This is a genomic window from Pseudomonas sp. BIOMIG1BAC (genome assembly GCF_001705995.2).
In the GTDB taxonomy this organism is placed as follows: Bacteria; Pseudomonadota; Gammaproteobacteria; order Pseudomonadales; family Pseudomonadaceae; genus Aquipseudomonas; species Aquipseudomonas sessilinigenes.
Window position 1 is genome coordinate 2,966,672 of record NZ_CP049045.1, and the last position, 26,704, is coordinate 2,993,375.

The 26,704-nt window shown below is 62.3% G+C and carries 25 protein-coding genes and 1 pseudogene; 13 read left to right on the plus strand and 13 right to left on the minus strand.

The annotated features are described in order from the left end of the window. Window positions 1-280 precede the first annotated feature (280 nt). On the plus strand, window positions 281-2,275 hold the full coding sequence (locus ATY02_RS14155) for a relaxase/mobilization nuclease and DUF3363 domain-containing protein (RefSeq protein WP_034018426.1): 1,995 nt from the start codon (window positions 281-283) through the stop codon (window positions 2,273-2,275). Window positions 2,276-2,350: 75 nt separating this feature from the next. On the opposite strand, the gene ATY02_RS14160 is transcribed toward ATY02_RS14155, so the two are convergent. The 9 genes from ATY02_RS14160 to ATY02_RS14200 form a co-directional block, all read right to left on the minus strand. Then, complete coding sequence (locus tag ATY02_RS14160; RefSeq protein WP_016487834.1) at window positions 2,351-3,052, minus strand: ABC-type transport auxiliary lipoprotein family protein; 702 nt, start codon at window positions 3,050-3,052, stop codon at window positions 2,351-2,353. Beyond that, complete coding sequence (locus tag ATY02_RS14165) at window positions 3,049-3,978, minus strand: MlaD family protein (protein WP_034018428.1); 930 nt, start codon at window positions 3,976-3,978, stop codon at window positions 3,049-3,051. The genes ATY02_RS14160 and ATY02_RS14165 overlap by 4 nt, the downstream gene beginning before the upstream one ends. A 91-nt stretch (window positions 3,979-4,069) precedes the next feature. Further along, complete coding sequence (locus tag ATY02_RS14170; RefSeq protein ID WP_028689679.1) at window positions 4,070-4,858, minus strand: ABC transporter ATP-binding protein; 789 nt, start codon at window positions 4,856-4,858, stop codon at window positions 4,070-4,072. Window positions 4,859-4,887: 29 nt separating this feature from the next. After that, entirely contained in the window at window positions 4,888-6,045 is a 1,158-nt protein-coding gene (locus ATY02_RS14175; protein WP_016487831.1) for an MlaE family ABC transporter permease, read from the minus strand. Then, the gene (locus ATY02_RS14180; protein WP_016487830.1) at window positions 6,042-6,662 is read right to left on the minus strand and encodes a DUF3313 family protein; all 621 of its coding nucleotides are present in this window, start codon (window positions 6,660-6,662) and stop codon (window positions 6,042-6,044) included. The genes ATY02_RS14175 and ATY02_RS14180 overlap by 4 nt, the downstream gene beginning before the upstream one ends. Before the next feature lie 15 nt (window positions 6,663-6,677). Further along, window positions 6,678-7,025 carry a DMT family transporter gene (locus ATY02_RS14185; protein WP_032665245.1) on the minus strand — a complete coding sequence of 116 codons (348 nt, stop codon included), beginning with the start codon at window positions 7,023-7,025 and terminating at the stop codon, window positions 6,678-6,680. Window positions 7,026-7,105: 80 nt separating this feature from the next. Continuing rightward, a complete protein-coding gene (locus ATY02_RS14190; protein WP_034018429.1) occupies window positions 7,106-10,210 on the minus strand; it encodes an efflux RND transporter permease subunit in 3,105 nt (1,034 codons plus the stop codon). Window positions 10,211-10,234: 24 nt separating this feature from the next. Further along, on the minus strand, window positions 10,235-11,266 hold the full coding sequence (locus ATY02_RS14195) for an efflux RND transporter periplasmic adaptor subunit (protein ID WP_228022241.1): 1,032 nt from the start codon (window positions 11,264-11,266) through the stop codon (window positions 10,235-10,237). A gap of 131 nt (window positions 11,267-11,397) precedes the next feature. Beyond that, window positions 11,398-12,039 carry a TetR/AcrR family transcriptional regulator gene (locus tag ATY02_RS14200; protein WP_068585663.1) on the minus strand — a complete coding sequence of 214 codons (642 nt, stop codon included), beginning with the start codon at window positions 12,037-12,039 and terminating at the stop codon, window positions 11,398-11,400. A gap of 101 nt (window positions 12,040-12,140) precedes the next feature. On the opposite strand from ATY02_RS14200, the gene ATY02_RS14205 reads away from it, so the two are divergent. Next, window positions 12,141-12,914, plus strand: a complete 774-nt coding sequence (locus ATY02_RS14205) for a TolC family protein (RefSeq protein WP_228022284.1) — start codon at window positions 12,141-12,143, stop codon at window positions 12,912-12,914. 134 nt (window positions 12,915-13,048) lie between these two features. On the opposite strand, the gene ATY02_RS14210 is transcribed toward ATY02_RS14205, so the two are convergent. Continuing rightward, a complete protein-coding gene (locus ATY02_RS14210) occupies window positions 13,049-14,029 on the minus strand; it encodes an IS5-like element IS1384 family transposase (protein WP_010466230.1) in 981 nt (326 codons plus the stop codon). A gap of 31 nt (window positions 14,030-14,060) precedes the next feature. Here ATY02_RS14210 and ATY02_RS14215 point away from each other — a divergent pair, with 31 nt between their 5' ends. The 4 genes from ATY02_RS14215 (at window position 14,061) to ATY02_RS14230 (ending at window position 16,405) form a co-directional block, all read left to right on the plus strand. Continuing rightward, on the plus strand, window positions 14,061-14,738 hold the full coding sequence (locus ATY02_RS14215; RefSeq protein ID WP_228022285.1) for a TolC family protein: 678 nt from the start codon (window positions 14,061-14,063) through the stop codon (window positions 14,736-14,738). Between the two features lie 89 nt (window positions 14,739-14,827). Then, a complete protein-coding gene (locus ATY02_RS14220; RefSeq protein WP_006378999.1) occupies window positions 14,828-15,733 on the plus strand; it encodes a LysR family transcriptional regulator in 906 nt (301 codons plus the stop codon). Window positions 15,734-15,765: 32 nt separating this feature from the next. Then, the gene (locus ATY02_RS14225) at window positions 15,766-16,029 is read left to right on the plus strand and encodes an EexN family lipoprotein (RefSeq protein WP_016487824.1); all 264 of its coding nucleotides are present in this window, start codon (window positions 15,766-15,768) and stop codon (window positions 16,027-16,029) included. A 58-nt stretch (window positions 16,030-16,087) separates the two neighbouring features. Next, entirely contained in the window at window positions 16,088-16,405 is a 318-nt protein-coding gene (locus ATY02_RS14230; RefSeq protein WP_000539741.1) for a DMT family transporter, read from the plus strand. A 335-nt stretch (window positions 16,406-16,740) separates the two neighbouring features. Here ATY02_RS14230 and ATY02_RS14235 read toward each other — a convergent pair whose 3' ends face one another. The 3 genes from ATY02_RS14235 to ATY02_RS14245 form a co-directional block, all read right to left on the minus strand. Continuing rightward, the gene (locus ATY02_RS14235) at window positions 16,741-17,247 is read right to left on the minus strand and encodes a hypothetical protein (RefSeq protein ID WP_052157317.1); all 507 of its coding nucleotides are present in this window, start codon (window positions 17,245-17,247) and stop codon (window positions 16,741-16,743) included. A 44-nt stretch (window positions 17,248-17,291) separates the two neighbouring features. Further along, window positions 17,292-17,822: a polyketide cyclase gene (locus ATY02_RS14240; protein ID WP_034018433.1), complete on the minus strand. Its 531-nt coding sequence runs from the start codon at window positions 17,820-17,822 to the stop codon at window positions 17,292-17,294. A 280-nt stretch (window positions 17,823-18,102) separates the two neighbouring features. Beyond that, window positions 18,103-19,008, minus strand: a complete 906-nt coding sequence (locus ATY02_RS14245; protein WP_068580443.1) for a LysR family transcriptional regulator — start codon at window positions 19,006-19,008, stop codon at window positions 18,103-18,105. A 306-nt stretch (window positions 19,009-19,314) separates the two neighbouring features. On the opposite strand from ATY02_RS14245, the gene ATY02_RS14250 reads away from it, so the two are divergent. From ATY02_RS14250 to trbJ, 7 genes and pseudogenes are all read left to right on the plus strand, one after another. After that, window positions 19,315-21,312: a conjugal transfer protein TraG gene (locus tag ATY02_RS14250; RefSeq protein WP_164823660.1), complete on the plus strand. Its 1,998-nt coding sequence runs from the start codon at window positions 19,315-19,317 to the stop codon at window positions 21,310-21,312. After that, window positions 21,309-21,785, plus strand: a complete 477-nt coding sequence (locus ATY02_RS14255; RefSeq protein WP_006378865.1) for a CopG family transcriptional regulator — start codon at window positions 21,309-21,311, stop codon at window positions 21,783-21,785. Before ATY02_RS14250 ends, ATY02_RS14255 begins: the two co-directional genes overlap by 4 nt. Next, a pseudogene (gene trbB / locus ATY02_RS14260) lies at window positions 21,782-22,851 on the plus strand (P-type conjugative transfer ATPase TrbB). Before ATY02_RS14255 ends, trbB begins: the two are co-directional and overlap by 4 nt. Further along, window positions 22,848-23,234, plus strand: coding sequence for a TrbC/VirB2 family protein (locus ATY02_RS14265; protein ID WP_006378803.1), 387 nt, complete (start codon window positions 22,848-22,850; stop codon window positions 23,232-23,234). The pseudogene trbB and the gene ATY02_RS14265 overlap by 4 nt, the downstream one beginning before the upstream one ends. After that, window positions 23,231-23,500, plus strand: coding sequence for a VirB3 family type IV secretion system protein (locus tag ATY02_RS14270; RefSeq protein ID WP_006378802.1), 270 nt, complete (start codon window positions 23,231-23,233; stop codon window positions 23,498-23,500). The genes ATY02_RS14265 and ATY02_RS14270 overlap by 4 nt, the downstream gene beginning before the upstream one ends. A gap of 12 nt (window positions 23,501-23,512) precedes the next feature. Beyond that, on the plus strand, window positions 23,513-25,963 hold the full coding sequence (gene trbE, locus ATY02_RS14275; protein ID WP_164823661.1) for a conjugal transfer protein TrbE: 2,451 nt from the start codon (window positions 23,513-23,515) through the stop codon (window positions 25,961-25,963). After that, window positions 25,960-26,703, plus strand: coding sequence for a P-type conjugative transfer protein TrbJ (gene trbJ / locus ATY02_RS14280; protein WP_068589609.1), 744 nt, complete (start codon window positions 25,960-25,962; stop codon window positions 26,701-26,703). The genes trbE and trbJ overlap by 4 nt, the downstream gene beginning before the upstream one ends. Window position 26,704 lies beyond the last annotated feature (1 nt).

Here is a 26,704-nt window from a genome sequence, read left to right on the forward strand (position 1 = left end):
CCTGGCCTGCGGCCATTGGCGTGTTCGCCGGCGGGCTGGCTGCTGGTGCAGCAGCGCCGCCGGGCCGCCGATGCCCGGAGCGGGAGCGAGGGGCAAAGGCGGAAGGCAAGACAAAAGGACGCGGCACCGGGCCGCGTCGAAGGCCTGTCTGCACATGGGGGTGGCGCGGCACGGAGCGGCTTTGCCGCCGTGCCGCGTGGGGCGCGAGGCCCGCGCCAATGCAGGCATGTCCGCGTGCTTCGCACGCCCGGAGACGCCGGAGCTTGCCAGGGGCGCTGCCATGACCGACCGCCGCGACGACGATTTCCGGGTGCGCCCTGGCGCGCCGAAGAACCGAGGCAAAGGCCAGGGCCGGAGCTTCGTTTCCAAGGTGCTCAAGCGGGCTGGCAAAGCCAGCGGCGGCAAGTCGGCGGTGCGCCGTCCTGTCGCTGGCGGGAGCGGCCAGCACGCGGGCCAGCGGCCCGGCTCACGGCTTGGGCGCGGCCATACGGCAGCGCGCTTCGCAGGTGCAAAGCTGACACCCATGTCACGGCGCGTGACCGTCAAGACGCTGCTGGTCAACCAGCGCAACGCCAGCCCGCAGTCGCTCGCCAAGCACCTGCGCTACATCGAGCGCGACGGTGCCGGCCGGGACGGCGAGCCGGGCCGTGCCTACGGGCCGCAGACCGACCATGCCGACCTCGATGCCTTCAAGAAACGCTGCCAGGACGACCGACACCATTTCCGTTTCATTGTTTCCCCGGAAGACGGAGCCGAGCTGCACGACCTGCGCACCTACACCCGGCACCTGATGAACCGCATGGAGGCCGACCTGGGAACGCGGCTGGATTGGGTGGCGGTCGATCACTGGAACACCGACAACCCGCACACGCACCTGATCGTGCGCGGACGCGACGATACCGGCAGAGACCTCGTCATCGCGGGCGACTACATCGCCCACGGCTTCCGCCATCGCGCCGCCGAGCTGGCGACGGAATGGCTGGGGCCGCGCACCGAACTGGAGATCCAGCAGACCTGGCAGCGCGAGGTGAAGCAAGAGCGGTGGACGAGCCTCGACCGCACGTTGCAGCGCGAGGTCGGCGAGGATGACCGGGTGCGGATCGAACGCTTCAACGAACCGACGTTGCAACGCCAGCGCCTGCTACTGATCGGCCGGCTGCAACGCTTGCAGCGGCTCGGCCTGGCCGACGAGGTGCAGCCCAGCACCTGGGCCATCCATGCCGACGCTGAGAAGACCCTGCGTGCCCTGGGCGAGCGTGGCGACATCATCCGCACCATGCAGCGCGCCATGAGCGGCCAGCCGCGCGAGCTGGCGATATTCGAGCCGGCCGACGACGGCCGTACCCTCGTCGGCCGCGTGGCCGCCAAGGGGCTGGCCGACGAGCTGCACGACCGCGGCTATCTGGTCATCGACGGCGTGGACGGCAAGGCCCACTACGTCGCTTTGAACGCCCGCGACGAACTGGCGAGCTACCCCACCGGCGCGGTGGTGGAGGTGCGTGGTTCCGCCGAGGTACGGGCGGCGGACAAGAACATCGCCGCACTGGCGAGCGATGGCCTGTACCGTACCGATCATCACCTGGCGATCGAGCAAGGCCGAGCCAAGCCCGGCCGCGACCCGCAGGAAGTCGTCGCGGCCCACGTCCGACGGCTGGAAGCCCTGCGCCGGGCCGGCATCGTGGAGCGCGTGGCGGAAGGGCTATGGAAAGTGCCGGACGACCTATCCGAGCGTGGGCGCCAGTACGATGCGCAGCGACTGGGCGGCGTGGCCGTGGACCTGAAATCTCACCTGCCGATCGAGCGGCAGGCCCGCGTGATCGGCGCCACCTGGCTCGACCAGCAACTGATCGGCGGCGGCCGGGGATTGGGCGACCTGGGCTTTGGTGGCGATGCCAAGCAAGCCTTGCAGCAGCGCGCCGACTTCCTCGAAGAACAGGGGCTGGCCCAGCGGCGTGGGCAGCGGGTGATTCTCTCCCGGAATCTGCTGGAAACGCTGCGCAATCGGGAGCTGGCGCAGGCCGCCCAGCACATTGCCGCCGATAGTGGGTTGGAGCATCGGCACGTCACAGACGGGCAGCGCGTAGCCGGCATCTACCGGCGCTCGGTCATTCTCGCCAGCGGTCGCTATGCGCTGCTCGATGACGGCATGGGGTTCAGTCTGGTGCCTTGGCGGCCGATAATCGAGCCACGACTGGGGCAGCAGATCGCCGCGACTGTACGCGGCGGCGGTGTGTCATGGGAGGTTGGACGGCAACGAGGTCCTGGGATTGGATAGGGGCCGTAGGCTGTCGTACCGAGTTAAGGTGTCGAGCAGCGTTCTGGCCCTAGCTTCTGTGCTCCGTTAAGGCGACTAGTCTGTGCTTATCGCCGACGCTGTGGGTGCATGGTTGCTTGCCGATTCCGGTGCAACTCGCAAACGCGCTGCCCCGACCTGAACTGCCCATTCAACGATCTGCCCGGCCAACACGTCTGTCGCGACACCGAACGCGCTCACCACATCTGCCTCTCGCTTGCTGCCTGTAGCTTGGATTGCTTCGAAGCGTCTACTGGCAATAGCAGTCCGTTTGGCCGGATCGACCAGTTGCACATCGAGCCGAACCCGAACCGCGGCGATCGCTTCAGTGCCGCGGTATTCGAGCTGGAACGCCCGTAGCGTACTGCGCAACTCCATATCGGCGCTCATTGGCGTGCTATCGGTAATCACCGAAGTCGACCGGCCATCGCGCATGAAGGCTTCGACGATTCGGTCGCGTAGCAGCACCGGTGCGGGGTCGGCCCAACGCACTCCTTGCCAAGCCGACAAGCGACCATCGGGCTGCGCAATGAAAAGCCGCTCCGAATCCAGGACGCGACTACTCTCAGGGGCGTAGACGCGCAGCGCCCCAGGTCCAGGAACGGCGCGTGGCGTACTCTCCGCCTGGGCGATGTGATAGTCGGGCAGTTTGTAGGTGACCATTGGAGCTGTTTTGGGAAGCACACTGCACGCGGACAAGCCGAGTACTAGCGTCATAGTCGCGGCAGCGACGGGAATCATCCTGGCGGAAGTGTTCACGGCTTGGTTTCCTCAATGTTCTCTCCACCGAGCAGGTATTGCGCCGGATTGCGATCCAGTCGGCGCAGCACGGTGTTTAGATTGGCCAGCGCCTGCTGGAGTTCGTGCATGGCAGGGCCTGTGGCGGCCATGCCTTGGTTCAGCGATTCCTGATTGTTTTGCAGTAGCGTCTCAACCCTGAAAGCGGCGCGTTCGAGGGATGCCGTTGCATCACGCGTGTTCACCATGATTTGCTTACCATCGTTATTTAGTAGCAGGTTGGCATCGCGAAGAGTGCTATTTGCTTGGCGCACGGCAGCTGTCGATTCTCTGCTTGCTTCGGTCAGATTGCTGATTAACGTCGCGATCTCGGCCCTCTGGTCAGCGACCGCGCCCGTAGTCTGTTCGAGATTCACTAGACTGCGGTGCACAAGAGCCAAATTCTCCTTCGACAGTAACTCCTGCGTGCGCAGCAAGATGCCGTTGAGTGTCGTCATGCTGTTACCCTCGCCGGAGACCAGGGATGCCATCGCCGAACGTGGCGCGAGGATCAACGGTTCCTCGTCCTCTTTCCGATCCAGCAATGGCACGTTTGGCCCGCCGTCGCTCAACTCGATCACCGCGTTGCCGGTAATTCCCGTGATGACCAATTCAGCGCGGGTATCCTGCCGGACCGGGATGGTGGCATTGATACGCACGCGCGCTATCGCCCGCCTTGGGTCACGCGGCGAAAGAGAAAGTGCAACGACTTCGCCAATCGTGATTCCGCTGTACTGAACCTGGCTGCCGGGCGTAAGCCCGGTCACTGGCTCATCGAACATGATCCGGTAATACTGGTAATCGTGGTCGGAACGTGTGTCGCTGAGCCAGAGCGCGAAGCCGATACCAATCGCACCGAGCAGCACGACGAACAGACCAATGAATACATGATGGGCACGTGGCTCCATGATCAGACCACCTCGTTTTCAGAGTGTAAATATTGCGTGCGCCCAGCCCAATGCGTGCGCGACGGAAGAATGATGCAGATGCGGAGGGGTTTCATGGCTGCGTCTCTTGGCTGGAAGCACCAGTGGCCTGTGCGGCCGCACGGCCACGGGGGCCGTGAAAGTATTCCTGTATCCACGGGTGCTTGAAGCGCTCGACTGCCTCGATGCCGTCGTTGATGAGTACCTTCTGGTTCGCCAGGACCGCGACACGGTCGCATATGGTGTACAGCGTATCGAGGTCGTGGGTTACCAGAAACACCGTGAGGCCCAGTGCATTGCGCAGGGTCAGAATCAATTGGTCGAAAGATGCAGCCCCGATTGGATCCAGTCCTGCGGTGGGTTCGTCAAGAAACAGGATGTTCGCATCAAGCGCCAAGGCTCTCGCCAGTGCTGCTCGTTTCACCATGCCTCCGGACAACGAGGCCGGATACTTGTCTCCCGCTCCGGCAGGCAACCCCACCAAGCCCAGCTTGCTTCTTGCCAAACGCTCGGCAAGAGGCCGCGCCAGACCGACATGCTCGATCAAAGGAAGAGCGACGTTCTCCAAGACGGTCAGCGATGAATACAACGCGCCCTTCTGGAACAGAATGCCGAACCTTCGCTCCATACGCGCGCGCGCAAGCCATTGGGCTCGCAGTAGGTCGCGCCCCCCGATACGGACCACGCCCGAATGCGGCTTCTGCAGCCCGACGATGCTACGCAAGAGCACGGATTTCCCGGTGCCTGATCCTCCCACCACGCCAAGGATTTCCCCGCGTCGCACGTCCAGGTCCAGGTCCTGATGGACCTGCTGGGTTCCAAACCTGTTGTCTAGGCCGCGCACTTCAATAGCGTGTCGCACACCGTTGTCGGTGTCTTCCTTCACCGCGCTCACCAGCCCATCTCCATGAAGAACAGTGCAGCGATGGCATCGATCAGGATCACCATGAAGATTGATTGCACAACACTAGAAGTCGTGTGGTCGCCTACCGACTCAGCGCTACCGGCGACCTTGAACCCTTCATGGCAGCCGATAGCGGCGATCATCACCGCGAAGAGCGGGGACTTGCTCATTCCGACAAGAAAATGGCGCACCTCGATTTTTTCCTGCACGATGGCAAGGAACTGTGCAGGAGGAATCTCCAAGCTCAGTGCGCATACAGTGGCGCCGCCCACAATGCCAGCCAAGATGCCTACTAATGTGAGCAGTGGCAAGGACACAAGAAGCGCCAGCACGCGTGGCAGCACCAGCAACTCGATGGGGTCGAGCGCGTTGGAGCGAAGCGCATCGATCTCTTCATTTGCCTTCATCGAACCGATTTGGGCGGTATACGCGCTTGCGGTACGGCCTGCAATCAATATGGCCGGGAGCAGCACTCCGAACTCGCGCATGAACGAGAAGGCGACCAGATGCACCGAGAAGATGCTCGCACCGAAGTTGGCCAGCACCGTTGCGCCCAGGAACGCCACCACCATTCCTACCATGAAGCTCAGTAGCGCCACGATGGGAATGGCGTCCACCGCTGACCGCTGGATTTGAGCGATCACCGAGGTCGTGCGCCAGCGACGCGGGTGACGAACGGTACGGCTCCATGTTTCGATGATCTGACCCACGAACCCGGCCAGACCAAGACACGCACGACAGCCCTGTTCCACGGTCAGGCCTATGCGTCCCAGACCGCGGAGCAGAGGATTCCCGCTCACCGCTGCTTTGTCCGTCTTCTGCTGAGCGGTAGCAGCGGCGGCAAGCGCTTTCATTAGGGCGAGGCGATCCGGGGACAGATTTGGAGCTGCCTCCGGCCGGTCGAGTATCGAGTCTGGCCCGAGAATTTCCACCAGCAGAGCCGCGCCGGCGGTGTCCAGTCTCTGGACTTGCGTCCAGTCGAGCAAGGGAGTGGCGTACCCCTCGGCATGGCTGATGCGGGCGGCGGACACGGATTTTGCCAGACTGGCGTAGTGCTCTATCGTCCAGTCGCCACCCGCCAGCCATTTGTGATCACCGCCGACCATGGCATCCTGCCGGAGCCAAGCCTGTGAAGCGTTGCTCATGGCTGCGTGTCCCGCCAAGCGCTGTCGATGCGCTCGATGCAGTTCGTGATCGCCGCTTTGGCATGACCCAGCAATGTGTACGAACCGGCGAACTCTTTAATGACGTTGCCGCGCTCGAAGCAACTGGCGGCAGCAACGCGTCGTCCCGTACTTACATCGACTGCTTCGAACTCTAGGCTGGCACCGCCCGTCGTCACGGGTCCAACCAGCAGGGTCGTCATTGCATTGACTGCCCGATTCGGTGTCTGCAGTTCGGTGACCGCTACACGCACCCGAACCTGTCCCGTGCCACCTGGGGTGGCGGGACTTTTGCCTTCCTGGCGTTTCAGTTCGCTCGTCACATGGTCTAGCACTTCACGCTGCTGCGCGTCATCGAGCCCATCGATGCGACCCGAGGCGGTCTTGATCTGCGCATCTTCCACCACGACAGCGGCATAACGCTTGGGCTCGAATCCCGCTGCGCGGTACATCAGTACGTTCTCGTATCGTGTCGGCGATAACTTCTCGTAGTCGCCGAGAAATCCGGAGCGCGTCATGCTGTTGGTCGCGCATCCAGAGAGCGCGGCTGCTACGCAAAAAAAAATGCCGCCGCGGATCAATGCAGTTTTGCTCTTCATAATGGGTCTCCTTGATCAAACGAAACTAAGACAGGCAATGCCTGCTGCGATGAGGGCGGTGCCAGACCAGCGCGTCACTGATGCGAGATCGCCTAGCAAGAGGGCGCCGATACCCAAGTTTCCAAGTAGCCCGATTCCTGCCCAGGCTGCAGAGGCCGCGCTGATCGGAATCCGCTTGAGCGCGAGCCACAAAAGTGCGCCGCTGGCCGCCATGCACGTCACTGCCACACAGAGGCCGACCCAGCGCGTCGGACCGCCCGCCGTGATGGCCCGCAGGCCCAATGGATAGCCCGCTCCTAGAACCCCTGCGGCAATGACAATCGACCAGGATTTCCAGATCAGCGGATGGATGCTGAATCGCATAAGCCTAGCGAGACATACGGATGAAGCGTGGGTACATACGAATTCTGAGAATGCGCAGCACGAGGCGGTCCGCAAGAGACTCATGAGCGATCTCCATGCGCGGTGGCGGCACTCAGGCTCCACGGCCCAATTCGCTTGATTCCAAACAGGACTTCGTAAAGCAACGGAATCAAGCCCAACGTCACCAGCGTTCCGAGCGCCAGCCCACCGATCATCGCGATCGCCATCCCTTTCCATAACGGTCCGGAGAAGAGCATGAGTGGCACCAGTCCCGAAATGCAGGTGACCTTGGTCATCACGATTGGACGAAGTCGTTGTATCGCGGCCCCAACCAAGGCTTCATGGCGCGGCAGGCCTTCCGCTAAGCCCTGGTCGATGCGTTCCAGCAACAGCACGGCGTTGTTGACAATGATCCCGAACAAGGCCAGTACGCCGAAGGTCGCCATGAAGCTGAAAGGTGTGCCGGTTAGCTTCAGAGCCAATACCACGCCGATAAGCGTGAAAGGGATCGTCGCGAGGATCACACCGAGCTTGCGGAAGGAATTGAACTGCCATACGAACAGCATCAGCATCGCCAGAAATGCGAGGGGCATGTAGGTCGACAGCGCGGCGTTCGATTCGGCAGCTTCCTCGATCTCGCCGCCAAGTTCGACCGAGTAGCCCGCGGGCAGGTCCAAGGCAGCGACGCTAGGCACCAGGCGGTTGACGATCTCCTGGGCGGTGTAGGAGGTGTTCTGTCCTTGCACGGTGATCGTGCGGATGAGATTACGCCGTTGGATGACCGATGGCTCGCTCGCGAGCGATACGTCTGCGACCTGGGCCAGCGTCACCGCCGGACCGCCGTTGCTGGGATAGATGAGCGTCGCGCCTACGTCTGCCGTGCTGCGACGCTCGCTTACGATGCTGCGCAGGACGATCGGAACGGAGGTGTCACCGTCGCGAATCACCGAGATCGATCGGCCGCTGTAGCGGACATCCAGCCCGCCAGCGATGTCTTCAGTCGTTACGCCCGCCCGACGCGCGCGGTCCTGGTCAACCTTTACGTCGATGCGGCCAATGCGCGTATCCCAATCGTTCTTGACGTTGATGGTTCCGGGCAGCTTGCGCAGTGCTGCTTCGATTTTGGACGCAGCCTCCAACAATACCTCCTCATCCGGACCGCTGACACGATAGATGGCGGTCCCTGATTCGGTCGCACCGAGCGAGAAGCGCTTGGGCTCGGCGCGCACGTCGCCATGTGCGTGCGCAAAGTAGCTGCGGGTTCGGGCGAGGACAGCGTCGATGTCGCTCTTCGGCTTCAGTGTGACAACGAAGTACGCGATGTTCGATGCCGGCAGCGGTGGATTCAGGCTAAGGATGAAGCGAGGTCCACCATCGGCGACGTAGCCGATGTGATCGGAGACTTCTGGATTGATGTTCGTGTCGCCCAGCCAACTACTGATCTGCTTCACGCGTGCGAGCGTTTCGCGCGAATCCGTACCTGGGGCGAGCTGCACCGGAATCTGGAACTGAAGCCGGTCGGACTTGGGCATGAAATCGTAAGGCAGGGTGGTGAAGCCATACAGCGCAATGGCAAGCGCCGCGATCATCGACGCTACATAGACCGCCTTATGGTGGAGAACCCACTCCAGTACGCGCCGGTAGCCACGGTAGAAGCGGGTGTCATAGGCGTCGCCATGCTCCTGCTTGTGGTGGGGTTTGGCGAAGTGGTAGCACAACAGGGGCGTGACAGTCAGGCACAGCAGCCACGATGCGAACAACGTCAGTGCCAGCACGACCACGAGATTGTGCAGATACTCGCTCGTGGCGTTCTGGCCAAAAAAGAACGGCGAGAACACGATCACGATCACGAGCGAGGACGTGAGCAGCGGAATGGCGAGCGTGCGGCCGGCCTCGAGGCAGGCATGCTTACGATCTTCGCCACCGGCTAGGCGGCGTTCGATGTCTTCGGCAATCACAATGCCGTTGTCCACCAACAAGCCGAGCGCAATGATGATGGCGCCCATCGAGACGTTCTGAAGCTCGATGTTCATCGCGCGCATGACGATGAGTGCACTGAGGATCGTCAACGGCACGATCATGCCCACGATGATCCCGGTTCGCCAACCGAGGAAGAGCACGACGACACCGAGGACGACGATGATCGTCTCCATCATGACGTGGTTCATTTTGCCCATCTCGTGCTTGACGACATCGGCCTGGAAAGTGACGTATGACAGATCGAAACCCGCCGGCAGCAGCTTCTCCTGGTCTGCAACCCGTGCTTTGAGCGCTTTTCCGAACTGCTCCACGTTTTGACCAGAGGCCATCGAAACCGCCATGACGACCGCGGGCTGGCCTTTGTAGATGGCGGCAGACTCCGGCGGATCGGCTGGCCGCACACTCACCTGCGCCAGTTCACCCAATGCGATCGTCGGCATGGGCGCCGTACTACTTTGCGGTCGCGGCAGCGCGATCGGCATTGCTCGCAGGGAGGGAGCGTCACTCACTTCGCCACTGACCGCCAAGGTTGCATTGATGCCGCCGACGACAATTTGTCCACCCGAAGCGACGACGTTCTGTTTGACGAGTTGGTCGATCACCCCCTGTGGTGTCAGCTCCAATCGCGCAAGCCTAGGCCGATCGAACTCGAGATAGACGCGCTCTTCCTGCAGGCCGTAGAAAGTGATGCGCTCAATACCAGGCACGGTGTACAGGCGGTCGCGCATCTGCTTGAGCGCGACGCGCATCTCGCTCATGGAGTAACCTGGTGCAGTGACCGCAATCGAGGCAACCGCGACGCGGCCGAAGTCTTCGTCGACGAAAGGCCCCATCGTGCCCTGTGGTAAGGCATCCTTCGAATCGGCGACCTTGGCCCGGACGCGCTGCCAGATCGGTGCCAAGTCGGTGTAGCGGTCCCAGATCGTGACCTGGATCATGGCGCTGCCTGCGCGCACGGTGCTCGTCACGCGCTTGACCTCTGCCAGTTCGCGCAAGCGCTCCTCGATCGGCCGGGCAATGAGTTGCTCAACGCGTTCGGCGGGCAGCCCCGGGTTCAACGCCGTGACCATCGCATCGCGGACCGTGACAGTCGGCTCCTCCTGAGAAGGAAAATTCAGGAAGGTCGCGATGCCGGCGACGAAAATGATAAGCGCTACAAAGTAGGTAAGTCGACTGGCGCGCAGCGCCATCTCGGTGATCTTCATGATGAAGTAACCTGGTGGATCGCGTTAGCGCTTGGTCAATTGAGTGGTGGCTTCCAGTGGTGTCACTGGCTGTCCATCGGTGAGCCATCCGCCTCCGGCGGCAACCACCGTCTCGCCGGGCTTAAGTCCAGCGAGGACGCGCGCGCTGTCTCCTTCCTGTGCCGGCGTGAAGCGCACCGCGCGACGGTGCACCTTCTTATCTGCAGGGGTGTAGACGAAGACGGAAGCCTCACCCGGCTTCGTGCCGAGCACCAGCGAGGCATAAGGGACGGATACAGTCTCGGGCCGAGAGGTCTTGGAGGTCGCCGCAGGTGCGTCGAGCACGACCTGTACGGGAATACCTGGCCGAAGTGCGCGCGCTTGCGCGTTATCTTCAGGCACTAGCACCACGGGTAGGAGCGAGCCATTTTCGGCGCGCAGACCGACACGACGTACCACCGCTCGGATTGGTTGTTCGGCTCCGCTCCAGAACAGTTCTGCGCGTTGGCCGACATCTATGTGAGGTGCCTGTGTAGTAGACGCGTTCGCGATGATCTCAGTGCCACTGCGCACACCGTCGACCTGAAATACCGGCGCACCAGCAGCAATGTCGGTGAACGCCAAAGCCAGCTTTTCCGCCACGACACCATCGAAAGGAGCGACGATTATCGTGCCACGTTGTGCTCGTTCGGCCAGGCCAAGCGCTGCCTTGGCAGTGCGCGCTTGGCCCTCTGCGACCGCTAGCTGCGCCTTGGCGCTCTCGAACGCAGCAGGGGAGATGACTTCGCTTTCGAGCAACCGGCGCTGTTGATCTGTCTGTACACGTCGATCCATCAGGCCGGCTTCGGCGGCCGCCAGGGATGCTTGCGCTTGCGTCACGCGAAGCCGGTCAGGTTCCGCATCAAGTTCTGCCATGACTTGACCGCGGGCGAACCGTTCACCCACGTCGACGTTCAACTTGGCGATCCGTCCTCCTGTTTCAAATCCTAGGATGCTGCGCTCGGTTGCTCGCGCCGAGCCAGTCAATTCGATGCGGGAGCTATGCGGAAGATCCGACTGCGCGGCGGCGAGCTTCACTGCACGCGGAGGCTCGGATACGGTGGATTGCGAGTTTCCGCACCCTGAGACCAGGGTCGAAATGAATAGTGTGCAAGCAACCGTCAAGGAGCGCAGTGCGCACGCGGTCATGAAAGCTCTACGGACGCGACTCATGGGTGTCCTTTCGCAGGGATCAGTTCGAGATGGCCCGAGGCGAGATCCTGGAGCGCCCGAAAGAAATGCCGCCGCTCTGCGGGTGCGAGTATCGGCAGACCCAGGAGATCGGCGAACAGGGCGCCATCCAATGCCAGCATGATGAGTGCCGCGGTCTCGGTGCCACGCGGGGATCGACGCACGCGTTCGTACTGCACGCGATACCACTCGCGCAGTGGGTCGAGAAGTGTTGGATCTTCCGCAGCTGCCGCGAGCAGCGCTGCGCCCATCTTCTGCATCTCGTCGTCGGGTATCGCTTCCACCTGGCTCGACAGCCAGGGGTCCGGGTCTCCGGCAAACCTGCGCTCGTGATTGGCTTGTACCGCGTCGAACGCCCGGATCATCTCGTCGATCAGTGTCACGAACAAATCGCGTTTGGTCTTGAAATGATAGAGAAACGCCCCTTTGCTCAACCCGGCCCGCACGACGACGGCGTCCAGCGTCAGACGACTGGCGCCTTCCTCCAGCACCAGTTCGCGAGCGGCCTGCAGGATGCGCTCGCGAGTTAGCTGGGCTCTTTGCTGGAGAACGGGCTGCGCATCGGTGCTGCTATGGGCGGTGGACGGGGGGTGCAACTTTGTTTTCGCGCGAGGCGGCATGGTCGTGCTCCAAAAAAAGCTTGAGTCATATACAGTCCAGACGGTATAGTAGAAGGCGTAAAACAGTCCGTCAAGACTTTTTCGGAATGCAAGGACCTGCCATGTCTCAAATTCTTGAACGCTATCGCCTCATGGCCATGATTTCGCCGCTAATGCTTCTTGCGGCTTGCAGCCATGCTCCGCACTCTGCCGATCCGCCTCGCCTGGATGTACCGGCCCATTTCTCAAATGAAGAGGGAGGTGAAGGCATCCTGGACAAATCATCCCGCCGTACTCTTCCCGTCGACTGGTGGACGGCCTACGGCGATCCACAGCTCAATGTCCTAGTCCGGGCGGCGCTGGAGCGCAACACCGAACTGTCGATTGCGCGCGCGCGCGTCGACGAGGCCTCGGCCGCCACGCGGCGAGCACGGGCCTCCCTGCTCCCCTCGTTGTCCGCGGGCACGCAGGCAACTCGAGGACGCGACTATTCAGAGAACGTTGCGATCGGCAATGATGGCCGCGCCACGTTGTCTGCATCGTGGGAGGCAGACCTGTCGGGGCGGCTTTCGCAGGCAGCAGAAGGTGCGCGCCTGGATGCGGTGGCAGCCGAACAAGCGTGGGTTGCCACGCGTTGGCAGGTCGCGTTTGAAACAGTGTCGGCGGCTGTGCAGCAGCGCCAAGCCAGTGAACTCGAAGCGCTCGCCACGGCGCGGCTGGCATCCGCCGAGCGACTTGTCTTGCTGACACAACGGAAGTTCGAGGCCGGACAAGCTACCGGCTTCGACATCGAGCGAACCCGCTCCGGCGTCGTCGCACTGCGTGTGGAGCAAGAGCAACTTCGGCGTGCGCGCGGCGAGGCGACGCATGCACTTGATGTACTAGGGATGGTCTGAAGTAGCCATGTATTTCCCCGGCATACCACCTAGCGCAACTTTTAAACTCGCCAAATGATCAAAAAACAATCAATTCGACGAGTATTTCTTACGTTTTCGCCACCCGGACCCCACTCCGGTGGCCATTTCCCGCATTACAGGCGCACCTCTCCTGCATTCGTCAGTAAATGTCGGCGCGCCATCCACAGGTTCGACAGAGCGAACAGTGTCACCAGTTGCGCCGTGTTTTTGGCCAAGCCGCGAAAGCGCACCTTGGTGTAACCGAACTGGCGCTTGATTACCCGGAACGGATGCTCGACCTTGGCGCGCACCTGAGCCTTGGCCTTTTCAATCTTGCGCTTGGCTTTGTACAGCACGCTGCGCTTATCGAGTTTTTTGTAGGTGCTGCGGCGTGCCGCCACCTGCCAGATAACTTCACGTCCTTCATGCTCGGGCCGCTTTTCGACACCGGTGTAGCCTGCATCGGCGCAGACCACGTTTTCGTCGCCATGCAGCAATTTGTCCACCTGGGTGACATCCGCCACATTGGCCGCCGTGCCCACTACGCTGTGCACCAGACCCGATTCGTCATCGGCGCCGATGTGGGCCTTCATGCCAAAATAATACTGGTTTCCCTTCTTGGTCTGGTGCATTTCCGGGTCGCGCTTGCCGTCCTTGTTCTTGGTCGAACTGGGCGCATTGATCAGCGTTGCATCGACGATGGTGCCCTGGCGCAGCGACAGGCCGCGGTCGCCCAGATAGCCATTGATGACAGCGAGGATGCCGGCCGCCAGCTCGTGTTTCTCCAGCAAGCGGCGGAAGTTGAGAATGGTGGTTTCGTCGGGGATGCGCTCCAGGTTCAGCCCGGCAAACTGGCGCAGGATCGTGGTTTCGTACAGCGCTTCCTCCATCGCTGGATCGCTGTAGCCGAACCAGTTCTGCAGCAGATGCACACGCAGCATCGCCATCAACGGGTAGGCCGGACGGCCACCTTCACCTTTCGGATAATGTGGCTCGATCAAAGCAATCAAGCCCTTCCACGGCACCACCCGATCCATCTCGATCAGGAACAACTCCTTGCGGGTTTGCTTGCGCTTGCCAGCGTACTCGGCGTCGGCGAAGGTCATCTGCTTCATCGGGAAACTCGGTGGGTGGGGTCGCGGTATTTTGCCAAATCAGAAAGTCTTTTTCAGAGTTTCCCTAGCGGGACAAACGCCCGGAGCGTCTGCAGCTTCTCCGACTCTTGCTTCACTCGCCGCCCCCAATTGGACACCGACACGCATACCTGCGGACCTGCTGAGTGAGCGGCCCGACGTGCGCGCCGCCGAAGCGAAGTTCGCAGCCGAAACCGCGCGCTGGAACGCAGCCGAAGGCGAACGCTTCCCTAAGCTGGTGTTGGACCTGAGCGGCGGACGGCAGCGCGTTGAGAGTGCGGGGACGCGCATTACCGGCAACATTTTTTCACTTGGGGCCGGGGTTTCGTTGCCGATCTTCGATGGTGGCGCGATCCGTGCCGGCATCGAGACCGGAGAGGCGCGCAGCCGAGCTGCGCGCGCGGAGTTCGAGCGCACTTTGTTGAGTGCATTGCAGGACGTAGAGAACGCATACCTCGGTTGGCATACGCAGCACGCCGCACTGGAGCATCAGACCGAGGGGGTCGCAGTCGCGGAGCGTCAGCTCGATCGCAGCCGCCGTCTGTTTGAGGCGGGACAAGTGGACGCCACGGTGGTGGCCGAGGCTGAGGCGGGGGTGATGTCAGCGCAGGCTTCGCTGATCCGCACGCGGGCCGAGACAGCCGTGCAATGGGGTGTGCTGGCAAAAGCACTATCCGGCCCACCTGTTTGATCGGGGAAGCTTGCTGGAGCAGCTTGCGAAGGCTAGATAGCGTGGCGCAAGGCGAAGGTGGTGAGGCCTAAGTGAGGAGGAATGCGAACATGGAAATTCGGCATCTGCGCTACTTTCTAGCGGTGGCAGAGGAACTGCACTTTGCCCGAGCCGCAGAGCGCCTCCACATCGAGACATCGCCGCTGTCGCGCGCCATCAAAGAGCTTGAAGAGGAGTTGGGCGTAGCGCTATTTGCGAGAACCACTCGGAGCACCCGCTTGACTCGTGCAGGCAGACTCTTCTTTGAGAGCGTACCCCGTGTCTTCGCAGCTTTGCAGCAGGCGCGCGACAGTGTGAACGCCGCAGCCAATGGCTTTCATTGCCAGCTCCGTATTGCATTGTCTGATGGAATCACGCCATCGCGCCTGCCTGCGTTGTTGGCGCTCTGCCGGCAGGAAGAGCCGGAAGTGGAAGTTCGCTTCTTCGAAGTGCCTTTGTCACAGCAAATCAAGGGATTGTGTGGCGAACTGTACGATCTCGGCTTCGCTCAATCGGATGAAGTCGGCGAAGGCATCATCGCCGTGCCGGTGTGGAGTGACCCTCTGATGGTAGCTGTGCCCGCACGGCACCCCTTGCTATCCCACAAACAGATTCCCCTGGAAGAGCTGTTGCGGTATCCGCTGGTGCTCTGCGACGCGGTGGCGTGTGAGGGCCATGCTCGGCAAGTTGAACGGGTGCTACGTCGCGTGGACATTGAGCCTCTAATTGCCGAACGCGTGACTTCCAGCGATCTAATGATGGTCCTGGTTTCGGCGGGACTTGCACTAGGCCTCACAGGAGGTGCGCATATTACTGCCAGCAGGGAACAGGGTGTGGTCGCACGGCCGCTGACTGGAGGTTCGCCCATGCTCACGACCTATCTGCTACGACCGGCCAGCGAGCCGTCAGAAATACTGACTCGCTTCATGGAACGCGTTCATTCGATCAAATCTCCAGACGCCAAAAGTCGGCGGTAAACCATCACACAATCTCCCAAGGAAACTTAACCATGAAGAAGATTGCTCTCATATTGCTTTCCTCGACACTGGCAGCCTGCAGCCCATCCGGGAAACCAGATAAAGGCAACCTTCCGACGGTCGATGAATTAGCGCTCAATCCTGAGCGGCTGAAAAAGTTGCGCCAGCAATGCAAGTTGGATCGTCCTATGCTGGGCGACCAACTATGTAACCGGGTTGCCGAGGCTACCCGAAAGCGCTTTTACGAAGATGGCGATGTGCCCTACACCACACCTAAAGAGCCGCCGAAGTTCTAAGCTGGTGGTCACGCTGGAGTATGTATGCCGGATATGAAAAACTTGAAGGAGAATTGCAATGGGCTGGATCTATCTTGTTTTGGCTGGATTGTTTGAAATCGGATGGCCGGTCGGGCTGAAAATGGCGCAAGAGCCAACATCGCGTTGGAGTGGGGTCGCAGTAGCCGTCTCTTTCATGACAATTAGCGGCGCCTTCCTATGGCTTGCTCAGCGTCAGATACCGATTGGGACTGCTTATGCGGTGTGGACGGGTATCGGAGCGGCGGGAACGTTCTTAGTCGGAATTCATTTCTATGGCGACCCAACCTCCCTGATGCGATACCTTGGCGTGGCGCTGATCATCCTGGGCGTTATCACGCTCAAGTTATCGAGTTGAGTACTAGCTCCTTTGATAGCGTAGTCACTGGGACACCCTGCGACACAGACTGGATCGGGTTCTGGGAACTCGCACGGTCACCTCCTCCTAGTCGTTATATGTGGTGAGCTTGCCGCAGCCTCGGGAGAGTTCGAGCCAGTGCGCGTAAGGCGGTGGAGCAGCCATTCCGGGTGCTCCACCTTCAGCTCCTGCAAAGGTGGAGAAAGAGTGTGGGTTGGCTAGCATGGCGCGGCCAAGAATCACCAAACCCATCTACCTGCCAGCGATCACGTGCTCGGCCATTCGCGGATGGTCGATGCCCCAACTCACTGCCACAGGTAGCCCAGTCTCGCGGCTCATGCGTTTGGCAAAGGGGCTGACGCGACGGCCGGCAACCAGCGGCTGGCCATTCGCTTCCTTGACATTAACCAGTCCGGCTCGGCCGTGGCAGACCGCCGCGACCACCCTGCCGTCAGCCCAAGCGCCCGACAGCAGATTGACGAGCGCCCCGCTCCGGGTAAGTCCCACATGGTGCCATGGCCGCCGGGCAGGAACATCACCGCACCCCCTTCCGGGGCGATGCTGTCGATCTTCAGCGAGCCTTCGAGCTTGTCCATCGACACCTTGTCATCGAGGAAGCATTCCACGCTCGGCGGGTTCATGCCTTCGCTCGCTATGGAATGAGGATCCACCGGAATCTCGCCGCCGGCGATTGACGCAATATCCACATTGGCACCTGCATCGACCAAGGCGTAGTACGGGGTGGACTGTTCCTCGAACCACACGCCGGTCAGGCGCGGGTCGTCGCCCATCGTTGCCTGCGAAGTCAAAACCAGCAGAATCTCGAGGGGAGTTCCCATCATGGTTTTCTCAGTTCAGACGCTTGGGATCAAGCGGCCAGCGACCATTACGCCTGCTTGGCTTTGCGCGCTGTCTCGACCAAGCTGTCGAGCCAGTCCTGATGGCCGTTGATCATCGGGTTGGGTTTGGCGTTGTGCAGCTCCTCGGCCGGCTTGCCCTTCTGCGTTTCCTGCGTGAGGATGCGCACGCGCCCGCCGTCCAGGTTCTCGACCAGCCAGGCGTGATGCACATCCAGGCGCGTATCTGTGCCTTCCTCGCCGGACCAGCCGTGCCAGGCCACGCGGCCGGGTTGCCCATCCGCAGGTGCCACGTACTCGTTGCACTGCCCCTCTACCGGGAAGCCGAAGGTCTCGAAATAAAATCGATCGCCGTCGGCCAGTACCGGGCCTTTGCCGCCATGAAAGCGCACGTTAGCCGAGTTGGCGTAGTAGCTTGACCACAGCGATGGTGTGACGAGTAGCGGCCATACGTCGGCCGCGCTCAAGCCGGCGGCGATGATCTCATTAGAGGCGAAATTCTCAGTAAAGCCCGGCGTGTAGCCTTCGGGCCAGAGGATGGCGTTCTGTTGCTTGCTCATATCGAAGCTCCTTCACAAAATGTCAATGACGCAACAGGGGTGGCTGCGTCATTCAAGTGGTCATAGAGCAATCATGATCCTCCCTGTGAAATAAGTGAAATACTAATTTTTTATTTTTGAAATCATATAATTTGATATCAGCGTCTAGGTTCTGCCATCCGCCGACAAGGCTATCTCGCAGCGGTGCTACGAAAGGGTCCGTCTCCAATTGAGCCGGCTGATTGCATATTTGTAGTGCGAGGCAGAGTTGTGCTGAGCATGACGATGAGAGCCATCTTGCCTACTTGTTGTTAGCACAGGAAGTGAACAGCAGTGCTCGTATCCAGCGATGTGCTGGATCGTGATGGGTGCGTTCGTGCCAAGCAGCCGTCTTGGTGAACCCCGGTATCTTCACCGGCGGCAGGGAGATAGCCAGCTTGTCCATACCGGCGACCAAGCGGCTCGGCAAGATCGCAACCATGTCACTGGCACGCAGGATGTCTGGCAAGATCAGAAAGCTCTTGACCGACAGTGTGACGCTTCGTTGTTTGCCCAACTGTTCTAGCGCATCGTCGGTGACGCCGCGGAAACCTCCACCATCGTAGGAAACAAGCGCATGGTCGAGAGCACAGAACTGCTTAACTGTCAGCTTGCGCCCCATAGCCGCTGGATGGTCTTCCCGCAGGACACACACGTAGTGCTCCTTGAATAGCTCTCGGGCATGCAGATTTGGCGGAGTGATCTCTGGCGTCAGGAGGGCTAGATCGATCTGACCGCGCTCAAGCTGGTTCTGTAGCAGTCCGCTCTCGACTGGCACTAATGAGACTCGAACGCGCGGTGCGTGCTGTTTGAGTGCCGATAGAAATGGGACAGCAATGGCACGCAGCGCATAGTCCGTCGCGGCGATGGAGAAGGTCAGTTGTGCGGTGGCTGGGTCGAAAGAAGGTGGCTGGAGCAGCGCGTCGATTTCCGCTAGCACCTGTTTGACAGATATCCCTATGTCTAGCGCCCGCTGCGTCGGAACGATGCCCCGCTGCGCACGCGCGAACAGCGGGTCGCCGAAGCTTTCACGCAGCCGCGCAAGCATGCCGCTCAAGGCCGGTTGGGTTAGTCCAAGACGTGCTGCCGCCCGTGTCACGTTGCGTTCGTCCAACAATACGTCCAGCGCCTTGAGTAAGTTGAGATCCATGCTCTTGATATCTTTCATTCTTATCCAGATTTCAATAAATAATTCTTTCCCATGATATCTAGATTCTGCTCATGAGGGGAGCGAGACCCAGCGAGAATTTTTTTCTGGGCAACCTCTTGGAAACTCCAAATGCGCCATAGGGTGCTTTAGTTTGCGGCGTTTGTCTTCGACTCGCCCCGCCGCTCATTCTTTCTTTTCCCTCGACCGTTGTGCTCAAAACGGTCTTTGACGGGCACCCACCCGGCACCGATCCTCGCTCTATGCGGCACGTTCCTGTGCCGCTTTTGAACGAGGAATCAGTGCAGGGAAATCGGAGGCCAGTCAATGCAAGCTCAGGGCGTACTGTTCGGGCAGATCGCCGCCGTATTCGGCATCGTGATCGCCGGCGTGTGGGGTGCAACGCAATGGACAGCCGCCGTCCTGGGCTATCAACTACGCCTTGGCTCGCCATGGTTCGACTTCTTTGGAACCCCGGTCTATCACCCTTGGCGGCTGTTCGAGTGGTGGTTCTTCTTTGATGCCTACGCGCCGCACGTCTTCGATATCGGCGGGGCCATCGCGGGTGGAAGTGGTCTGGTGGCCGTGGTGGTCGCCATCGCCATGTCGGTGTGGCGCTCGCGGCAAGCGCGCCTTGTCACCACCTACGGTTCGGCACGCTGGGCCGATGCGGAAGACATACGCAAAGCTGGGCTGATCCAGCCCGACGGGGTTTTCCTCGGGCTGCATCGCGGCCAGTACCTCCGCCATGAAGGCCCGGAACACGTCCTGACCTTCGCACCAACGCGCTCGGGCAAGGGTGTGGGCCTGGTCGTTCCCACCTTGTTGAGTTGGCCCGCATCCGTCGTCGTTCACGACATCAAAGGCGAGAACTGGACGCTCACCGCAGGCTGGCGTTCGCGGTTTAGCCACTGCCTCCTGTTCAACCCCACGGATGCGCAGTCGGCAGCCTACAACCCGCTGCTGGAAGTGAGGCGCGGCGCGCACGAAGTGCGCGACGTGCAGAACGTGGCCGACATTCTTGTCGATCCCGATGGCGCACTCGAACGCCGGAACCATTGGGAAAAGACCAGTCACGCGCTGCTGGTTGGCGCCATCCTGCATGTACTGTACGCAGGCGAGGACAAGACGCTGCGCGGTGTCGCCAACTTCCTCAGCGACCCGGCGTGTCCGTTCGAGCTGACGCTGCACCGGATGATGACGACGAAGCACCTGGGCGATGCGCCTCACCCGGTTGTCGCATCCGCTGCCCGCGAAGTGCTCAACAAGTCGGACAACGAGCGATCGGGCGTGCTCTCCACCGCCATGTCGTTTCTCGGCCTGTACCGCGACCCGACCGCGGCCGAAGTCACATCGCGCTGCGATTGGCGCATCGCCGACCTGATTTCCGCCGAGCACCCGGTATCGCTCTATCTGGTGGTGCCGCCCTCCGACATAAGCCGCACCAAACCGCTGATCCGGCTCATCTTGAACCAGATCGGGCGGCGGCTGACCGAATCGCTCGACGGCAGCGATGGCATCGCGCGCCGGCACAAGCTGCTGCTGATGCTGGACGAGTTTCCGGCGCTGGGCCGCCTCGATTTTTTCGAGTCCGCGCTTGCCTTCATGGCCGGGTACGGCATCCGCAGCTTTCTCATCGCTCAAAGCCTGAACCAGATCGACAAGGCGTATGGGCAGAACCATTCCATCCTCGACAACTGCCATGTCCGGGTGACTTTCGCCACCAACGACGAAAGGACGGCGAAAAGGATTTCAGAAACCCTCGGCACCGCCACCGAGCTTCGCGCGCAGCGCAACTACGCCGGCCACCGGCTCGCTCCGTGGCTGGGGCACCTGATGGTGTCGCGTCAGGAAACTGCACGTCCGCTGCTGACGCCCGGCGAGGTGATGCAGCTTCCACCTGATGACGCAGTGGTCATGGTGTCCAGCGTTGCCCCGATCCGCGCGAAGAAGCTGCGCTACTACGCCGACGCCAATTTCAAGAATCGCGTCCTGCCACCGCCCGCGCTCGTAGCCGGGAGGTACACCGACGCGCCGCCAGCCCGCCCCGACGACTGGAGTGGCTTGGCGATCCCGGCCGTACCTGCGGCGCCGGCCTCGGCATCCGCCGATGGCCTGGGCGGCACCGACGACGGCGGCCCGCGCCGCCAGCCCGAACTCTCCGAAACCGTCGCCTACGACCCTGAGCCGGACGCACATGCGAACGACTTGGCGCTGCTCGATGACGACGACCTGGCGCTGCCGCTTCCCGGCCAGCTCGACCCGGCCATGCAGCGCACGGCCCGGCTGGCTTCCCTCGACCCCAACGACGGAATCGACCTATGAGCCAATACCGCCTCAATCTTTTCATCCAGCCCGAGCACGCCCAGCGCCTGGACGAACTGGCCGCCAAGAAAGGCGTGTCCAAGTCGTCCATCGTCGCAGCGGCCTTGGCGTCCTGGCTGTCGCCCGATGCTGGCGACCAGCGCGAGGCCGCCATTGCCAAGCGGTTGGATCGACTGTCGCGGCAGACCGAACGCCTGGAGCGCGACCAAAACATCCAGATCGAAACGCTCGCGCTGTTCATCCGCTACTTCCTGACCGTCAGCACGCCGGTGCCCGAAGCCCATCAGGATGCGGCACGCGCCCAGGGCAAGGTGCGCTTCGAGCAGTTCGTCGAACAGTTGGGTCGCCACCTTCTGCGTGGCCGCAGTCTGGTGCGCGACGTGGTGGAGGAACTGCACCCCGATCCGATGCAGATGGATGACGCAGCAGCGATGGCCTCCGCCCATGAACGAACTGCGGAGCGTGCGTCATGAGTGCCGTTCCACAGATCCAGCCCGAACCTCGCTCATCCGCAGCAGCGTCCCAGGATCGCCGCATCCAGATGCTGCGCACTGCAATGGGGCCGCTGATCGCCGCTGCGCTCGAAGACCCGGATGTGGTGGAAATCATGCTCAACCCCGATCGCACCCTGTGGGTGGATCGGCTGTCGTCGGGTCGCTCGCCGCTGGGCGTGGAGATGCCCGAGGCCGATGGTGAACGCATCATCCGCCTGGTCGCCGCGCATGTCGGCGCGGAGGTGCATCGCGGCCAGCCGCTCTTGACCGCCGAGTTGCCGGAAACCGGCGAGCGTTTCGAGGGCATCCTGCCTCCGGCCGCCCCGGGGCCAGCCTTCGCGCTACGCAAGCGGGCCGTGAGCATCATCGGCCTGGATCGCTACGTGGCCGACGGCATCCTGACCGCCGGGCAGGCCGAGTTCCTGCGCCGCGCCGTGCGCGAGCGGCAGAACATCCTGATCGCTGGCGGCACCAGCACCGGCAAGACCACGCTGGCGAACGCGCTGCTGGCCGAGATCGCCGCCACAGGCGACCGCGTGCTGGTGCTCGAAGACACCATCGAGCTGCAATGCGCGGCCCGCGACCATGTGCCGCTGCGCACCCGCGCCGGCGTCGTCACCATGACCGAGCTGGTGCGAGCCACGATGCGTCTGCGGCCTGACCGCGTGATCGTCGGTGAGGTGCGCGGCGGCGAAGCCCTCGACCTCATCAAAGTGTGGGGCACCGGCCACCCCGGCGGCATTGCGACCATCCATGCCGGCTCCGCGCTGGGCGCGTTGCTGCGCCTCGAACAGTTGATTCTCGAAGTCGCTGTGAATCCGCCGCGGGCGCTGATCGCCGAGGCGGTCAACGTCGTCATCAACATCGCCGGACGCGGCCGCAAGCGCCACGTCGAAACCATCGCCCGTGTCGTCGGCTTCGACGGCACCGGCTATCGCCTGGCGGACGCACTGGAAACGCCGTTTCCCGAGCTGACGCCGGTTCCTCTCGCAGCCGACGCCGCTGCACATTCCCGTCCCCCAACCAACTTGGAGAACTGCCATGACGCACGTTGATTCTTTCCGCTTTTCCGTAAATCCGCTTCCTCGCCTGTCCGGCCTGGCGCGGCTGCGCAGCCTCACCCGCCCTGCGAGGCAGGGGCTGCTGCTGGCCGCGCTGCTGCTGTTGCTGGCCGGAACGGCGCAAGCCGCCGGTTCCTCGATGCCGTGGGAGGGGCCCTTGCAGTCGATTCTGGAGTCGATCCAGGGGCCGGTGGCACGCATCGTCGCGGTCATCATCATCATCGCCACGGGACTGGCGCTGGCCTTCGGAGACACCAGCGGCGGCTTTCGCAAGCTGATCCAGATCGTGTTCGGGTTGAGCATCGCGTTCGCCGCTTCCTCGTTCTTCCTGTCGTTCTTCTCGTTCTCCGGCGGGGCCGTCGTATGAGTACGGCCAGCGACCTTCCAGGCTTCGAGGTGCCGCTGCATCGCTCGCTGACCGAGCCAATCCTGCTGGGCGGCGCGCCGCGCACCGTGGCAATTGCCAACGGCACGCTGGCCGCCGCCGTCGGGCTGGGCCTGCAACTGTGGATTCCCGGCGTGGTGCTCTGGATCGTCGGCCACTCGCTGGCCGTATGGGGTGCGCGCGTCGATCCGCAGTTCATGCAGGTCTTCGCGCGGCATATCAAACACCGCCCGCTTCTGGACGTGTGAGGGGAGGACGCCATGCTGAACCTTGCCGAATATCGTCAGCGCCCGGCCTTGCTTGCCGACTGGCTGCCCTGGGCCGGGCTGGTCGCGCCGGGCGTTGTGCTGAACAAAGATGGTTCGTTTCAACGCACGTTCCAGTTTCGCGGCCCCGACTTGGACAGTGCGACACAGGGCGAGCTGATTGCCACGTCGGCGCGGCAGAACAACGCGCTTCGCCGTACCGGGTCTGGCTGGGCCTTCTATATCGAGGCCGAGCGGATGCGGGCATCGAGCTATCCGCAATCCTCCTTTCCCGAACCACTGTCCTGGCTGGTGGATGAGGAGCGACGCGCGGCGTTCGAGGAGTCGGATGGCCATTTCGAGAGCGTCTATCACTTCACGTTGCAACACCTACCGCCGCAAGAGTCTCGCGCCCGTGCGGCTGGGATGCTGTACGAGAACCGGCCCACTGAGGGTGTGGACTGGCGTGGTCGGCTTGATTCCTTCGTGGCAGAGACCGATCGCGTGTTCGACCTGCTCGATGGTGTGATGCCGGAGATTGCCTGGCTGGACGATAGCCAGACGCTGACCTACCTGCATGCCACAGTCTCCACCCGGCGCTATCGCGTCGGCGTGCCCGACGTGCCGTTCCATATCGACGCACTGCTTGCCGATGCCGCGCTGGTCGGCGGCCTGGCGCCCATGCTGGGCGATCAGCACCTGCGCGTGGTGTCGGTACGAGGCTTCCCGACCTCGACCTGGCCGGGGATCTTGGACGACCTCAACCGCCTGGGCTTTGCGTATCGCTGGAGTACGCGCTTCCTGTGCCTGGACAAAGCCGAGGCGGAACGGGAATTGGGGCGCTTGCGGCGCCAATGGTTCGCCAAGCGCAAGAACGTCATCGCGCTGCTGCGCGAAACGATCTTTCAGCAGGAAAGCCCGCTGGTCGATACCGATGCCAGCAACAAGGCCGCCGACGCCGATGCCGCCTTGCAGGAGCTGGGCAGCGATCAAGTCGCCTTCGGCTACCTCACCGCCACGGTGACGGTGCTCGACGCCGACCCGGCCGTGGCCGACGAGAAGCTGCGCATGGTGGAGCGCGTCATCCAGGGCCGGGGTTTCGTGACCATCCCCGAAACCCTCAACGCAGTCGATGCCTGGCTGTCGTCCGTCCCCGGCAACGCATACGCGAACGTGCGTCAGCCCATCGTTTCGACGCTGAACCTGGCGCACATGATGCCGATGTCAGCGGTATGGGCTGGGCCGGAGAAGAACGAACACCTCGATGGCCCGCCGCTGATCGTCACCCGCACCGATGGCGCGACGCCGTTCCGGCTGGTGACGCACATCGGCGACGTGGGGCACACCCTTGTCGCCGGGCCGACCGGCATGGGCAAGTCGGTGCTGCTCGCCATCTTGGCCATGCAGTTCCGGCGCTACTTCGGCTCGCGGATCTTCGCCTTCGACATGGGCCGCTCGATGCGCGCCACCATCTTCGGCCTTGGCGGTGAGCACTATGACCTCGGCGCCGATGGCGGCATCGCCTTCCAGCCACTCGCGCGAATTGCCCACGAGGGCTACCGCACCTGGGCCGCCGAATGGGTGGAGGGCCGGCTGCTGCACGAAGGCGTGACGGTCGGCCCGGACGAGAAGGCTGCCATCTGGTCGGCGCTGAGAAGCCTTGCCGGTGCGCCGGCGGAGCAGCGCACCATGACCGGCTTGTCGGTGTTATTGCAGTCCAACGCGCTGCGCCAAGCGCTCGCGCCCTATGTGCTGGGCGGCGCACACGGCAAGCTGCTGGACGCTGACCACGACCGGCTGGGCATGGCCGACGTGCAGGGCTTCGAGATGGAAGAACTGATGCACAGCCCGGCCGCCGTGCAAGCGGTGCTGCGCTACCTGTTCGCCCGCTTCGACGAACGTTTCGACGGCGCGCCCACGCTGTTGATCCTCGATGAAGCGTGGCTGTTCCTCAATGAGCCGTCCTTCGCGGCCCGCATCCGGCAATGGCTCAAGACGCTCAGAAAAAAGAACGTCAGCGTCATCTTCGCCACGCAGTCGCTGGCCGACATCAAGGACTCGACCATCGCGCCAGCCATCATCGAAAGCTGCGCGAGCAGGATCTTCTTACCTAACCCGCAGGCCACCGAGCCGCAGATTCGCACGATCTACGAAGGCTTCGGCTTGAGCAGCCGCCAGATTGAGATCGTGGCGACCGCCCAGCCCAAGCGCGATTACTACTACCAGTCGCGCCTCGGCAATCGCCTGTTCGACCTCGACCTGGGGCCTGTCGCGCTCGCATTCGCGAGCGCATCCACCCCTCAAGACCAACGCGACATTGACCGCGTGCTGACGCAGGCCGGCGCTCCCGGCTTCGCCGGCGCGTGGCTGCGCCATCGCGGCCTCGGCTGGGCCGCCGACCTGCTGCCGTCCGCTCCGGCGGCAGCTTCCTTTCTCGCTTCTCAACCGCTGGAGGTTTCGCCATGATGACCAAGCCCCGTTTGCTCTCTGTCTCACTCGCTGCTGTGCTGTCGGTATCGCTGTTGGCCGTGCAGCCCGCATCCGCGCTGACGGTGTTCGACCCGTCCAACTTCGTGCAGAACACGCTGACCGCCGTGCGCACGCTGGAACAGATCAACAACCAGATCAACCAGCTCCAGAACGAGGCGCAGATGTTGATGAACCAGGCCAGGAACCTGGCAAATCTCGACTTCAACATCGTCAACCGCCTGCGCTCGACGCTCGCCACCACCGAGCGCCTGATCGCCGAGGCGCGCGGCTTGGCCTACGACGTGCAGAGCATGGATGCCACGTTCGCCCGCCTGTACCCGGAACAGTACGCCGCCACCATCAGCGGCGACCGCATGGCACAGGATGCCCGCGAACGCTGGCAGAACACCCTGAACGGCCTGCATACCGCGATGCGGATGCAGGCGCAGGTGTCGCAGAACCTCGCCCAAGACGAAAGCGCGCTGGCCGACCTCGTGAGCCAGAGCCAGTCGGCCACCGGCGCGCTGCAAGCGATGCAGGCGACGAACCAGCTCCTGGCTTTGCAGGCCAAGCAGTCGATCCAGTCGCAGCAGCTCCAGATCACGCAAGACCGGGCCGCTTCGCTGGAACTGGCGCGGCAAGCGGCGGCTATGGAGCGCGCCCGCGAAGTGCGGCGGCGCTTCCTCGGCACCGGCACGCCGTACACGCCGCAGTCCGTCAACTTCTACAACAACTGAC

What these genes read in the sequence shown, in the direction of transcription:
- ATY02_RS14265 (WP_006378803.1), top strand. Translation starts at nt 22,848, where the DNA reads ATGACGCACGTTGATTCTTTCCGCTTTTCCGTAAATCCGCTTCCTCGC.
- ATY02_RS14165 (WP_034018428.1), bottom strand. Translation starts at nt 3,978, where the DNA reads ATGGAGCCACGTGCCCATCATGTATTCATTGGTCTGTTCGTCGTGCTG.
- ATY02_RS14240 (WP_034018433.1), bottom strand. Translation starts at nt 17,822, where the DNA reads ATGAGCAAGCAACAGAACGCCATCCTCTGGCCCGAAGGCTACACGCCG.
- trbE (WP_164823661.1), top strand. Translation starts at nt 23,513, where the DNA reads ATGCTGAACCTTGCCGAATATCGTCAGCGCCCGGCCTTGCTTGCCGAC.
- ATY02_RS14190 (WP_034018429.1), bottom strand. Translation starts at nt 10,210, where the DNA reads ATGAAGATCACCGAGATGGCGCTGCGCGCCAGTCGACTTACCTACTTT.
- ATY02_RS14255 (WP_006378865.1), top strand. Translation starts at nt 21,309, where the DNA reads ATGAGCCAATACCGCCTCAATCTTTTCATCCAGCCCGAGCACGCCCAG.
- ATY02_RS14210 (WP_010466230.1), bottom strand. Translation starts at nt 14,029, where the DNA reads ATGAAGCAGATGACCTTCGCCGACGCCGAGTACGCTGGCAAGCGCAAG.
- ATY02_RS14220 (WP_006378999.1), top strand. Translation starts at nt 14,828, where the DNA reads ATGGAAATTCGGCATCTGCGCTACTTTCTAGCGGTGGCAGAGGAACTG.
- trbJ (WP_068589609.1), top strand. Translation starts at nt 25,960, where the DNA reads ATGATGACCAAGCCCCGTTTGCTCTCTGTCTCACTCGCTGCTGTGCTG.
- ATY02_RS14245 (WP_068580443.1), bottom strand. Translation starts at nt 19,008, where the DNA reads ATGAAAGATATCAAGAGCATGGATCTCAACTTACTCAAGGCGCTGGAC.
- ATY02_RS14175 (WP_016487831.1), bottom strand. Translation starts at nt 6,045, where the DNA reads ATGAGCAACGCTTCACAGGCTTGGCTCCGGCAGGATGCCATGGTCGGC.
- ATY02_RS14235 (WP_052157317.1), bottom strand. Translation starts at nt 17,247, where the DNA reads ATGATGGGAACTCCCCTCGAGATTCTGCTGGTTTTGACTTCGCAGGCA.
- ATY02_RS14225 (WP_016487824.1), top strand. Translation starts at nt 15,766, where the DNA reads ATGAAGAAGATTGCTCTCATATTGCTTTCCTCGACACTGGCAGCCTGC.
- ATY02_RS14180 (WP_016487830.1), bottom strand. Translation starts at nt 6,662, where the DNA reads ATGAAGAGCAAAACTGCATTGATCCGCGGCGGCATTTTTTTTTGCGTA.
- ATY02_RS14270 (WP_006378802.1), top strand. Translation starts at nt 23,231, where the DNA reads ATGAGTACGGCCAGCGACCTTCCAGGCTTCGAGGTGCCGCTGCATCGC.
- ATY02_RS14155 (WP_034018426.1), top strand. Translation starts at nt 281, where the DNA reads ATGACCGACCGCCGCGACGACGATTTCCGGGTGCGCCCTGGCGCGCCG.
- ATY02_RS14185 (WP_032665245.1), bottom strand. Translation starts at nt 7,025, where the DNA reads ATGCGATTCAGCATCCATCCGCTGATCTGGAAATCCTGGTCGATTGTC.
- ATY02_RS14230 (WP_000539741.1), top strand. Translation starts at nt 16,088, where the DNA reads ATGGGCTGGATCTATCTTGTTTTGGCTGGATTGTTTGAAATCGGATGG.
- ATY02_RS14250 (WP_164823660.1), top strand. Translation starts at nt 19,315, where the DNA reads ATGCAAGCTCAGGGCGTACTGTTCGGGCAGATCGCCGCCGTATTCGGC.
- ATY02_RS14205 (WP_228022284.1), top strand. Translation starts at nt 12,141, where the DNA reads ATGTCTCAAATTCTTGAACGCTATCGCCTCATGGCCATGATTTCGCCG.
- ATY02_RS14200 (WP_068585663.1), bottom strand. Translation starts at nt 12,039, where the DNA reads ATGCCGCCTCGCGCGAAAACAAAGTTGCACCCCCCGTCCACCGCCCAT.